Source organism: Sulfurimonas sp. (assembly GCF_019429335.1).
Lineage (GTDB): Bacteria > Campylobacterota > Campylobacteria > Campylobacterales > Sulfurimonadaceae > Sulfurimonas.
On sequence record NZ_JAHYJB010000042.1, the window covers coordinates 1 to 10846 of the forward strand.

Annotated in this window: 14 protein-coding genes; 6 read left to right on the forward strand and 8 right to left on the reverse strand. The window is 37.4% G+C overall.

Features of this window, described 5'->3' with window-relative positions; translation table 11 throughout:
• The 4 genes from K0A91_RS10250 to K0A91_RS10265 all read right to left on the reverse strand — a co-directional run.
• A partial coding sequence (locus K0A91_RS10250; RefSeq protein ID WP_295010094.1) for a response regulator occupies nt 1–244 on the reverse strand: 244 nt, incomplete at its 3' end.
• A gap of 79 nt (nt 245–323) precedes the next feature.
• Nucleotides 324–1034: a 1-(5-phosphoribosyl)-5-[(5-phosphoribosylamino)methylideneamino]imidazole-4-carboxamide isomerase gene (hisA, locus tag K0A91_RS10255; RefSeq protein WP_295010095.1), complete on the reverse strand. Its 711-nt coding sequence runs from the start codon at nt 1032–1034 to the stop codon at nt 324–326.
• A gap of 108 nt (nt 1035–1142) precedes the next feature.
• A complete protein-coding gene (gene hisH / locus K0A91_RS10260; protein ID WP_295010096.1) occupies nt 1143–1754 on the reverse strand; it encodes an imidazole glycerol phosphate synthase subunit HisH in 612 nt (203 codons plus the stop codon).
• Nucleotides 1751–2656 (reverse strand): PDC sensor domain-containing protein, encoded by a 906-nt coding sequence (locus K0A91_RS10265; RefSeq protein WP_295010097.1) that lies wholly within the window; start codon nt 2654–2656, stop codon nt 1751–1753. Before K0A91_RS10265 ends, hisH begins: the two co-directional genes overlap by 4 nt.
• Nucleotides 2657–2787: 131 nt before the next feature.
• Here K0A91_RS10265 and K0A91_RS10270 point away from each other — a divergent pair, with 131 nt between their 5' ends.
• Nucleotides 2788–3672: a lipid A biosynthesis lauroyl acyltransferase gene (locus K0A91_RS10270; protein WP_295010098.1), complete on the forward strand. Its 885-nt coding sequence runs from the start codon at nt 2788–2790 to the stop codon at nt 3670–3672.
• Here the strand turns inward: K0A91_RS10270 and K0A91_RS10275 are convergent.
• Genes K0A91_RS10275 through panB form a run of 3 tightly spaced genes read right to left on the reverse strand, consistent with a single transcriptional unit; the run spans nt 3669 to nt 6525 of the window.
• Nucleotides 3669–4718, reverse strand: coding sequence for an AI-2E family transporter (locus K0A91_RS10275; RefSeq protein ID WP_295010099.1), 1050 nt, complete (start codon nt 4716–4718; stop codon nt 3669–3671). The genes K0A91_RS10270 and K0A91_RS10275 overlap by 4 nt on opposite strands.
• Nucleotides 4715–5725 (reverse strand): Holliday junction branch migration DNA helicase RuvB, encoded by a 1011-nt coding sequence (gene ruvB / locus K0A91_RS10280; protein WP_295010100.1) that lies wholly within the window; start codon nt 5723–5725, stop codon nt 4715–4717. The genes K0A91_RS10275 and ruvB overlap by 4 nt, the downstream gene beginning before the upstream one ends.
• Nucleotides 5726–5733: 8 nt before the next feature.
• Nucleotides 5734–6525 carry a 3-methyl-2-oxobutanoate hydroxymethyltransferase gene (gene panB / locus K0A91_RS10285; RefSeq protein ID WP_295010101.1) on the reverse strand — a complete coding sequence of 264 codons (792 nt, stop codon included), beginning with the start codon at nt 6523–6525 and terminating at the stop codon, nt 5734–5736.
• 76 nt (nt 6526–6601) lie between these two features.
• On the opposite strand from panB, the gene K0A91_RS10290 reads away from it, so the two are divergent.
• The 5 genes from K0A91_RS10290 (at nt 6602) to K0A91_RS10310 (ending at nt 10613) form a co-directional block, all read left to right on the forward strand.
• Nucleotides 6602–7006 carry an Hpt domain-containing protein gene (locus tag K0A91_RS10290; protein ID WP_295010102.1) on the forward strand — a complete coding sequence of 135 codons (405 nt, stop codon included), beginning with the start codon at nt 6602–6604 and terminating at the stop codon, nt 7004–7006.
• Nucleotides 7003–7743, forward strand: a complete 741-nt coding sequence (gene trpA, locus K0A91_RS10295; RefSeq protein ID WP_295010103.1) for a tryptophan synthase subunit alpha — start codon at nt 7003–7005, stop codon at nt 7741–7743. Before K0A91_RS10290 ends, trpA begins: the two co-directional genes overlap by 4 nt.
• A gap of 57 nt (nt 7744–7800) precedes the next feature.
• Nucleotides 7801–8346 carry a sigma-70 family RNA polymerase sigma factor gene (locus tag K0A91_RS10300; RefSeq protein WP_295010104.1) on the forward strand — a complete coding sequence of 182 codons (546 nt, stop codon included), beginning with the start codon at nt 7801–7803 and terminating at the stop codon, nt 8344–8346.
• An 89-nt stretch (nt 8347–8435) separates the two neighbouring features.
• Nucleotides 8436–9104, forward strand: a complete 669-nt coding sequence (gene arsM, locus K0A91_RS10305; protein ID WP_295010105.1) for an arsenite methyltransferase — start codon at nt 8436–8438, stop codon at nt 9102–9104.
• Nucleotides 9105–9470: 366 nt separating this feature from the next.
• Entirely contained in the window at nt 9471–10613 is a 1143-nt protein-coding gene (locus K0A91_RS10310; RefSeq protein ID WP_295010106.1) for a tyrosine-type recombinase/integrase, read from the forward strand.
• 15 nt (nt 10614–10628) lie between these two features.
• On the opposite strand, the gene K0A91_RS10315 is transcribed toward K0A91_RS10310, so the two are convergent.
• Nucleotides 10629–10805 carry a hypothetical protein gene (locus K0A91_RS10315; protein ID WP_295010107.1) on the reverse strand — a complete coding sequence of 59 codons (177 nt, stop codon included), beginning with the start codon at nt 10803–10805 and terminating at the stop codon, nt 10629–10631.
• Between the last annotated feature and the right edge of the window lie 41 nt (nt 10806–10846).

Consider the following 10846-nt stretch of genomic DNA (forward strand, 5'->3'; position numbering starts at 1 on the left):
CCATGATTATCGGCAAATCTTTAAAACGAGCATCTGCTCTAACTTTTTTAACAAGCTCTAGGCCATTCATCTCAGGCATATTCCAATCCGTTATCAACATGTCAACATCAGGATTTGTATCTAATGCGTTCCACCCCTCGACACCGTCACCGCCCTCAAGTATATTCTCATGACCAAGTCTTGAGAGTGTATTTTTTATAATGCGACGCATAGTTGAACTATCATCAACAACAAGTAATTTCAAATGAAATCCTTTTCTCTAAATATTTGTAAATTAGTTAATATAATACCTAAATTTTATTTATTTTACGATTAAGCAAAGCTTAACTAAACTGCTTAAACATCCTAGGTAGGTCTAATGTTCCCTCGTAGTACGCCTTGCCTATAATAACGCCCTCAACAAGATTTGTTGCAACCAATGCTTCAATATCGCTCTCATCTTTAACGCCGCCGCTGGCAATCGTACTCACTCCGCTTGCTTTTGCTATCTCAAGCGTAAAATCTACATTTACACCACCAAGCGTTCCGTCTTTACTTACATCCGTGCATATAATTGCCTCTACCCCCGCATTTGCAAACTCTTTCGCCAAGTCTGTTGCGCGCATTGTACTGACCTCGCCCCAACCCTCAACAGCTACAAAGCCGTTTATTGCGTCAATTCCGACTGCTATTGGATATTTTGCTGCCATCTCTTTTACAAATTTTGAATCTTTAACCGCAATTGAGCCAAGAATAATCCTGTCAATTCCTATTGCAAGCATCTTTTTAATCGTCGCTTCATCTCTGATTCCGCCGCCAAGCTCAAGCTTTACATTGCAATTTTCTCTGATTTTTATAATCTGTTCCAAGTTTTTCGGCTCACCTGCAAACGCGCCGTTTAAATCAACCAAATGGACCCATGTGGCACCCATCTCTTCAAACTTCTTAACTAGCATCCATGGCTCGTCAGAGTAAATTTTTGCGCTCTCCATAAGACCCTTCGTCAGTCTTACGGCTTTTCCGTCTTTTAAATCAATAGCTGGGTATAAAGTCATTTTTTTTCCTTAATTTTATTAGTTCGATAAATTAACAAAGTACCTTTTATCTTCGCTTATGCCGCTAAGGCGACTGAAGTTTGGCTCTTTGAGCCAGAATTTATTTATTTAGAAATTTATAAAGTTTTCTAATATTTTGAGGCCATTCTTATGGCTTTTTTCAGGGTGAGGCTGTATTCCCATAACATTTTCATGAGCTACAGCAGATGCAAACTCATAACCATAAAGGGTCCTACCGATAACATCATCTTTATTCTCGCAAACGACATGGTATGAATGTACAAAATAGAGATAGTGCTCCTCATCAAGTCCTTTAAAAAGAGGATGTTTTTTCGTAAACATCCTGTTCCAACCCATATGGGGAACTTTTAAAGGTTCGCTGAATTTAGAGGGGTCAAAAGCTACGACTTTGCCTTTAATCAACCCTAACCCTTCATGCTCTCCAAACTCTTCACTGCTCTCAAATAGAAGCTGCATGCCAAGGCATATTCCAAGTATCGGCTTAGAGCTTGTCGCGTACTCTTTTATAGCTTCAATCATATTTCGCTCTCTTAAGTGCTCCATTGCGTCAGGAAATGCACCTACGCCTGGAAGTATCAACTTCTCATAATCTTTAAACTTTTCAGGATTACTCTCAATAACGGTATCTGCGCCAAGTTTTACAAAAGCGTTTTGAACGCTCGCCAAATTCCCCATATTATAATCAACGATTCCTATCATTCTTCAATCTTTAATTTTGTAAATTTTATATAAACCGCAAGGGTTAGAAGAAGCAGCGAGACTCCCGCTATTATATACATAGCATAGACTATATTCTCAGGCTCTGTAATTGCAAATTTAAATACTAACATCAAAGCCTCTATGGACAACGCAATAATTATTGAGCCAAGGAATCTGACCATTGTTTTGTGGGGTCCAAAGATGCTGTTATTTTTGTTTCTGCCCAAGAGTTCCTCCTCTATAAGGGTCTTTGCCAAATCAAATATTGCAAGGGCGAGAGTGATCAAAATTGTCGCTTCAAATACATCTTTTATCTGAAAATTGTCAGGTGTAATTTCATATATGAAAAAACTCTGCATCCCCTTAAGAAACAGCAATAGAGCAACACCCATGAGAGCAAATGAGAATATCGCATATGTATATTTAAAAATATTGTTAAAAAACTTGTCATATATTGTAGAGCGTGATATTTTAATAACTTCATTAAGCGGCATATCAAGACATGCAACAAATTTAAGCTCTCCATGTTCGTCGTAAATAGGCTGAGATGTCGTTACGGTCAAATCACCGGTTATCAGTGAAGGATATGGGTCGGTAACAGTACATCTGCCCTCCTTCACTGCACGGTAGAAATAGGCTCTATCAGCCCTAATTCTTCCTGCATCCTCATCTATCTGAGTGGTTGCGGTGAAAGTCGGCGAGACTTGTACGCCGCGACTGTCAAGAAGATATACGCCCTCACATTTTTCTAAATCCGCCTTTATTTTCAAAAGACTATGAACTATCACATCTTGGGTAAGAGAGGGGAGCCTGTTTTGAATATTTTTTGAAAAGAGATAACAGAAATAGGCTCTGGCTTTAGTGCGACCTTCGGAAAAGTTTTGAATGTCTGATGCCTTCATTTGTTATTTGCCTTTTGTAAGAGTGGCGCAATTATACCAAAGGGTTGATAATAATTTTATTACTTAGCTGGTTTTATATACCATCCTTTGATATAATCCGCTTACAAGACTACAATGGAGTTGTTTAAGAGATGGGCTTTAAACTTTTTTTACTACTTGAAAAATTTCTAATGCTATTGCCAAAACAAGCAAGAAAGAGCTTTTTTGTTTTCTTAGCGGCAATTGCATACCACATCTCCTCTAGATACAGAAATATAGGCTTTATCAATCTAGATTTTGTTTTTGGTGATGAACTCTCAAAAGAGCAAAAAAAAGAGATTGTGAAATACAGTTTTAGAAATCTTCTTCTCAATTTTTTGCATCTTATGGAGATTAGACATATAAGCAAAGATGAGCTTGGAAAAAAAGTAACCATCAAAAATATAGAAGCTGTCCAAAAGGCTCACCAAGATGGACGAGCAGTTATTTACGTAACTCCTCATTACTGTGCTTGGGAGCTTGGAGCTTCGGCTATCGGAGCTTTTGTTGAGCCTATTTATGCTGTTTTTAAAAAAATGAAAAACAGAGATTATCAAGAGTGGATGCTAGAGTCGCGTGCTAGCTTTGGCAACAAATCTCTTGAAAAATCAAATGTAATCAAACCGCTAATAAATATTATAAAAAAAGGGAGCGGGTGCGGGATTGTAATTGACACCGGTATCAATCCAAGAGAAGGCGTAAAAGTTGATTTTATTGGCAAAGAGATAAAACAGACATCGACTCCAGCATATTTGGCGAGAAAGTACAATGCGGCAATCATTCCCGTAACGATAACCACTGATGATGAAGAGAACTACACACTAATCTTTTTTGACGAGATACATGTAGAAAAAACCGATAACGAAAAAGAGGATATCCAAAAAGCCACACAGCTTCAGGCAGATTGGCTCACAAAGCTTATATCTGATGAGCCGAAATTTTGGTTTTGGATACATCGAAGATTTAAGAGCGATTATCCGCAAATCTACAAAAACTAAACCCCTCTTGATTCACACTCTTTCGTTCTTGCCTCAAAAAGCTTTAAAATTGTCAGGAAAAACGCCGTAATTGCAGGTCCTAAAATCATACCCCAAAAGCCAAAAGTCGTAAGTCCCGCAATAATTGCAAAGAAGATAATAAGCTCATTCATCTTTGCGTCATCCTCTTTTAAAAGTCTTAGATTTATCTCTTTAATTATGAGAGGTTTTATAAAAGTATCCGCTATAACAGAGATAACAAGAACGGAGTACAGAGAGATAAAGAGTGCATTTGAGCTATTTCCAATAGAGAATTCATAAAGCATAAACGGAAGCCACATAATAACGCCTCCAATGACTGGAACCAAAGATGCAAAGCCGTACATTATGCCAAATAGAAGTCCGTTATATCCCATAAAAGAGATTGCCACTCCAAAAAGGATGCCCTGAAACATCGCATTTACAATTATCGAATAAAAGACTACGCTCATAACCGAAGAGAGCTCTTTTGCCAAAAGAGTAGTCTCTTCAACCGACATCTGAACAATTCTCTTTAACAAATCAACTATAAACCCTCCGTTATACTGAGCAAAAAAATAAAAAACTATTACCAAAAATGAGTTTTTGAGATACCCTGCACTAAGCGAGCCAATATCGCCCGTAAACGACAATATGTATGACGCAATAGAGTTCATATTCATATCCTGAATTGCGTTATCCATATAGGGCTTTAAAAAAAGCAGATATTGTGGGGGATTCATTAAAAAATCTTTAATAGCTATCTCTATGTTCTTAAAAACAACTGGTTCTAGACTATTTAATTTAATCGTAAGTGTTACCAAGAAATATCCAAGCGGCACAAAAAATAGAACGGCAAGTAAAAGACTCGAACTTAGCGCTGCAAAAAATTTTGACTTTAAAACTTTTTCAAAAAAATTATGAATATTTGCCGTAGATATTGCAAGAAGTGCTGCTATTATCATTCCCAGCAAAAACGGAGCGTATAGAAGATACATCCAATAAAGCGATGTTGCAAAGAGTATGGCTACAAAATATTGGGGTTTCAAAAGATAGCTCCTTCTTGTTGTGGAATATTGATATTTAAAATCTCATATGTGCTTTTGGTCGCTTTTCTGCCCTTGGCGGTTCTCTCCAGATAACCGTTAGCAATCAGGTAAGGCTCCAAAACGTCCTCTACCGTTCCCTCGTCTTCGCTAAGTGCCGCGGCTATCGTGCTGAGTCCCATGGCTCTTCCGTTAGCTCCAACCAAGAGATTTAAAAGTCTTATGTCCATCTCATCAAATCCGTATGAATTTATGCCAAGCTCATCAAGCGCATATTTTGTTCTTGAGTGCATTATATCTTTTTCGTTTGCAACATCGGCAAAGTCTCTTACTCTGCGCAGAAGCCTCAGAGCGATACGCGGTGTTCCACGGCTTCTTTTTGCTATCTCCTCGCATGCCTCATGCGCTATGAGCTTATTTAGTTTGTTTGAGGCTTGCGATATGATTTTAGAGAGCTCCTCAGGAGAGTAAAACTGCATCCTAAAATTCATGCCAAATCTGTCGCGAAGCGGGTTAGAGAGCATTCCAGCTCTTGTTGTAGCGCCTATCAGAGTAAAACGCGGCAAATCAATTTTTACCGTTTGTGCTGCAGGACCGCTGCCTATAATGATGTCTATGCGGAAATCTTCCATTGATGAGTACAGTATCTCTTCAACAGCCGGCGAAAGGCGGTGAATCTCATCTATAAAAAGAATGTCGCCCTCTTCGAGATTTGTAAGAAGAGCTGCCAAATCTCCGCTTTTTTCTATCATCGGAGCGGCTGTCACTTTTATGTTTGCATTCATCTCGTTTGCAATAATCAGGGCTAAAGTTGTTTTTCCAAGGCCGGGAGGTCCAAAAAAGAGGACGTGGTCAAGAGCCTCATTTCTTTTTTTGCTCGCTTCTATAAATACGCCGAGATTTTTCTTAATCTGTTCCTGACCTATATACTCGCTCCAGGCGCTCGGGCGAAGAGTTATTTCACAACTCTCATCCGCATCAAATCTCTCTATCTCGACCAATCTTTCCATTTTATCTCTTAATAAGTGTGTATTTCTTGCGGAAATTCTTTAGCTTTAACTTCATCAGAGTAGCTACTCAGTGCGCTCTTCACCAAAGAAGCGCCATCCATATATTTTTTTACAAATTTAGGCGTGAACTCTTCAAAAAGTCCCAACATGTCAGAAAAAACAAGAACCTGACCGTCAACATCTTTGCCAGCACCTATGCCTATAACAGGAATCTCTACACTTTTTGCGACTTCACGCGCGACCTCTGCCTTTACGCCCTCAATAACCATACAAAAGGCTCCAGCAGCCTCAACCGCTTTTGCATCTTCTATAAGTTGTAGGCGCTCTGTCTCAGTTTTGCCTTTTACTTTGTAGCCGCCCTCTGAACGAACAGCCTGCGGTAAAAGTCCAATATGTCCACACACGGCAATTCCGTTTGAGCACAGAAATTTAATAATATCTGCCTTATCCGCTCCGCCCTCTATCTTGATGGCATCTGCAGGGCTCTCTTGGAAAACTTTGATGGCATTTTCTAATGCCTTTTCTTTGCTGATATATGTTCCAAAAGGCATATCACAGATTAAAAAACTATTTTTAGCACCCTGTGCGACGGCATTTGTATGATATATCATCTGCTCTAGCGTTGCGCTGAGTGTGTCGCTTTTGCCGGCGAAACTCATATTGAGACTGTCTCCAACCAAAATCATGTCAGAACTGGGTTCCATAAGTTTTGCAAAAAGCGCGTCATAAGCCGTTATTACAACTAAAGGCGTAACACCCTTGCTCTTTTTTATGGAAGTTATCGTCATTTTTTTACTCATTTACAACTCTTTAATTTAATAAAAAGTATTTTAACTAAATATTGCTATAATTTTGGCTATATAGGAGAAATATTTTATGGGCGTGAGAAGTGATTTAGATTCCAACTTTGATTATGAGATAGTCGATGAGTTTTTGGATCACTACTCTATGATGGTTGAGTGCATGGAGGTTATGATTTTAGATCTGAAAAAATCTAACATGTTCGAACAAAGCATAAATGAACTTTTTCGTGTTTTTCACAATATCAAGTCTGCCTCAGGTTTTCTAAAAATTACGCAAATGTCAAGGCTTGCGGCTTTTGTTGAAGAAGCGCTTGAGCAGATACGAGTGCAGCATAAAAGCGTAAATGAAGAGACCATAAATTGGCTGCTTGAGATTAGCGACATGTTTGCGGCATGGAAAGATGATCTAAAACTTGACAATGAACTTACTCACATAAAATACCCTCTGCTTAAATTACCAGACTTGGAAAAAAATTGAAAAAATTAGTAGCATACATAACATCCGGTTATCCGGAAAAATCTTTTAGCATTGATTTAGCTCTCGCACTTAGCGATAACGGTGTTGATACCCTCGAGCTTGGAGTGCCTTTTTCCGACCCAGTTGCCGATGGTCCTTTGATAGAGATGGCGAATCACAAATCGCTTGAACTTGGCTTCAAATTTTCACACCTCAAAGAGATATCTGCTGCGGTTGCGCCAAAAATCGACACTCTGTGGATGGGATACTTCAACAGTTTTTATCAGCAGAATATGGAGAAGTTAATTCCTTTGGCAAAAGAGATTGGAATAAACGGACTTATTATCCCAGACCTGCCCCATGAAGAGGCTTTTGCATATCGCAATCTTTTTGATTCAAACAATATCTCAAACATAAGCTTTGTTGCTCCGACAGACTCTGAGGAGAGAATTAAAGAGATAGTCAAAGATTCTAAAAAATTTATCTACATGGTAGCCTATACCGGCATAACAGGCTCTGGAAGCGCAGAAGATTTGCAGCCATTTTTATCTTCTATAAAAAAATATACTAAAACACCGGTATATGTAGGTTTTGGCGTCAACAAAAAGAGTGCCAAAGATAAGGTAAAAGGCGCTGATGGGGTTATTGTAGGAAGCGCATTTGTAGAAATATTGCTAAAGGGCAATCTTAGTTATACCGATAAAATAAAAGAGTGCAGCGAACTTGCAAAAGTATTAAAACATGAGATAAATAGTTAAAAAGGTCTATCATTGTTTTTGAAGAGGGAGTATTATATTTATTAGAATTTAAGCATCATGGAACAAATATATAAACAGTACTACTCAAGACTACTCTCTTTCATAAACTCAAAAGTACACAACACAGATGATGCAAAAGATATACTCTCTGAGGTTTTCATAAAGATATATGCAAATATTGACAAACTAGATTCAGACGAGAAACTAACATCGTGGATATTTGCCATCACAAGAAATTCAATTATCGACTTTTATAGAAGAGAGGCTAAAAACAGAGATAACATAGAGTTTAATGAAGAGTCTATTTTTAAAGAAAAAGAGCAACCGGATGCAATAAGCGAATTGTCAAACTGCATAGAACCGATAATCAATTCACTTGCACCAAAATACGCTCAAGCACTCTATCTCTCTGAGATAAAAGAGCTCAAACAAAAAGAGATAGCAGACAAATTAAATATTAGCCATAGCAATATAAAAAACATAATTTTTAGAGGTAAAAAGCAGATTAAAGAAAAATTACTTCGATGCTGCAGTTACAAATATGACAACCTTGGAAATATCGTAGAGTTTGATATTAAAGATGAAAACTGCAACTTTTGCTAAATTACACAAAAAGTGAAACCTTTTTTATAGAACTTTCGTCTATGTTCTTATAGAATCAAATCTCAAAATATATTATACGAAGGAAAATAATGAATACTTTTACACAAGAGCAAAAAAGAGATGCAATAGCTCAAAACTATGCGAAAATTGCATCAAATGATGAGAGTTGCGGTTGCAGCCCCAGCGGTTGCTGTAGCAGCCAAAATATATCTTTGGAGTTGGGGTACTCGCAAGAACAACTAAACTCCATTCCAACTGAAGCAGACAAAGGTTTGGGATGCGGAAATCCTACAGCTATAGCTTCACTGAAAAAAGGTGAGGTGGTTTTAGACTTGGGAAGCGGCGCCGGACTTGATTGTTTTTTAGCTTCAATAGAAGTTGGAGAAGAAGGAAAAGTCATCGGTGTAGATATGACAAGAGAGATGGTAGCAAAAGCACGAAGCAACAGAGATAAAAACGGCTATGACAATGTTGATTTTAGATTGGGTGAAATTGAGAACCTGCCCGTTGGAGACAACAGCGTAGATGTCATCATCTCAAACTGTGTTATAAATCTATCTTTAGATAAACAGAGAGTTTTTGACGAGGCTTTTAGAGTTTTAAAAACAGGCGGCAGATTAGCCATATCTGACATTGTATTAACAAAAAAAATCCCCTCTCAAATGATAACACTAGATAGCTATGGGGCTTGCATTGCAGGTGCTAGTTTTATAGGTGATTTAGAAATAGTGCTAAAAACTCTGGTTTTAAAGATATAAATATCACACCTAAGAGTGAGAGTAAAAAGTTTTTAAAAGATTGGTCCAAGGACATTGAAAACTTTATAGTCTCTGCAAATATTGAAGCAGTGAAACAGTAAAGTAAATCTTTGTGATGATATTGAGAATAATTTGAAGTTTTTTCTGAAGAAGTGGTACGCCCGAAGGAATTCGAATCCCTGACCGCTGGTACCGCAAACCTATGTACTACCGTTTCTTAAAATGTCAAATGACCTATTTTTAGGGGCTTATAACATACTTACTTTACTATAACAATATCATTTAGGGTATAATAGCGTCAAATAAAGTGGGATACAAAGTGGGACTTTGATTATTATCTCTAAATTTTGATATATGGACTGTAATATGGCTTTACCGAATGAATTTATCAATGATATTAGCTCACTAAAAGGTCTTAAAGCAAATAAGGACTTCACGCGCTTTAGATATCGCTTTAAAGTAGAGGGTAAAGAGTATACGACTACCATTGATTATTCTTCCAAAAAAGCTTGGACTCCAAAGGTTAGAAAAGACAACGCTCGCAAAGAAGCAGAACTGTATAAAGAACGAAAAAAAGTTGAAACCTTACAACCGTTTAATCCCGATACCAAAGTAAACTTTATTGCAAAAGAGTATTTTCATAAAAAATGTGCGGATACACAATGGACAAATGATCGTAAAAAGTTATATGAACTATATATTGAATCTTTCATAGGAAACAAACAAATTAGTAAAATCTCTGAATACTATGTTGACACTATACGGAAAAATATGGAAACAACAAATCACCATCAATATAAAGAAGGTGGAAACAGTATCCGCTCAATAGAAAAAGTTTTATTTCAAGTTCTTAAGCCTATTTTAGAATATGCTAAATCTAATGGTGCAATTCAAAAGTTACCACAGATGACAATTCCTAATCGACCAAAGAGAAGTCAACGCAAAAGAAAAGTGAAAAATGCAAGTGAAAAACTAGTCTTACTATATAATGCTATTAATACTAGATATCAAAATGATCCATTTTACAGAGCCTTGTTTTTATTTGCATTTCACGGTAGAAGATGGGGAGAGATAAAAACTCTTCACTGGGAGAGTGTAGATTTCCAAGCTGGAAAATACACCATAGAAGCTCAGTATAACAAGATCGGTGAAGATCAAGAGTATTTTCTGCCTGCAGATATCCAGATAGCTTTTGAGGAAATATGTTTAGATAAAACGGGGCTAGTATTTAAAAGCCCAAAAACAAAACAAATTATGGATAGTCCGCGTAGACAACTTTCCAAACTAAAAGATGACACAGGCATTCAAGAGCTAACAATGCATTATTTTAGACATTTATTAGCTACAGCACTCAGTGAGTATGGTGCTGCCGCTCCCGTGATGAGTGCGGCACTTGGGCATACGCGTTCTGATACAGTTGACTTATATTACAGAAGTGCGAACCATTTAAAAGGCTCTCAAGATGCTATCACACAATTAGAAAAAATTGTGTCTATACAGAACCGATAGAGACCATTCCTTTTTTTACTCTTCTACTCTGCAAAGTCTAATCTCTAAGAGCAGGTCATCTCTTTTAAAGTACTCCTTTTTATAGATCTCCCAGTTGCTGTTTTTATGCATATAACGGTTTATCCGGACACCTCTGTCGGTTTCATTCGGACAGTTGAAGAAGAGATATTTTCTGTGGCGATATTTTAGCATAAGTGTCCGAATGATTTTTTATTTCTCTTGGATTTTTTCTA

What these genes read in the sequence shown, in the direction of transcription:
- K0A91_RS10315 (WP_295010107.1), bottom strand. Translation starts at nt 10,805, where the DNA reads ATGCTAAAATATCGCCACAGAAAATATCTCTTCTTCAACTGTCCGAAT.
- K0A91_RS10270 (WP_295010098.1), top strand. Translation starts at nt 2,788, where the DNA reads ATGGGCTTTAAACTTTTTTTACTACTTGAAAAATTTCTAATGCTATTG.
- arsM (WP_295010105.1), top strand. Translation starts at nt 8,436, where the DNA reads ATGAATACTTTTACACAAGAGCAAAAAAGAGATGCAATAGCTCAAAAC.
- K0A91_RS10310 (WP_295010106.1), top strand. Translation starts at nt 9,471, where the DNA reads ATGGCTTTACCGAATGAATTTATCAATGATATTAGCTCACTAAAAGGT.
- hisA (WP_295010095.1), bottom strand. Translation starts at nt 1,034, where the DNA reads ATGACTTTATACCCAGCTATTGATTTAAAAGACGGAAAAGCCGTAAGA.
- K0A91_RS10265 (WP_295010097.1), bottom strand. Translation starts at nt 2,656, where the DNA reads ATGAAGGCATCAGACATTCAAAACTTTTCCGAAGGTCGCACTAAAGCC.
- K0A91_RS10290 (WP_295010102.1), top strand. Translation starts at nt 6,602, where the DNA reads ATGGGCGTGAGAAGTGATTTAGATTCCAACTTTGATTATGAGATAGTC.
- K0A91_RS10300 (WP_295010104.1), top strand. Translation starts at nt 7,801, where the DNA reads ATGGAACAAATATATAAACAGTACTACTCAAGACTACTCTCTTTCATA.
- hisH (WP_295010096.1), bottom strand. Translation starts at nt 1,754, where the DNA reads ATGATAGGAATCGTTGATTATAATATGGGGAATTTGGCGAGCGTTCAA.
- panB (WP_295010101.1), bottom strand. Translation starts at nt 6,525, where the DNA reads ATGAGTAAAAAAATGACGATAACTTCCATAAAAAAGAGCAAGGGTGTT.
- ruvB (WP_295010100.1), bottom strand. Translation starts at nt 5,725, where the DNA reads ATGGAAAGATTGGTCGAGATAGAGAGATTTGATGCGGATGAGAGTTGT.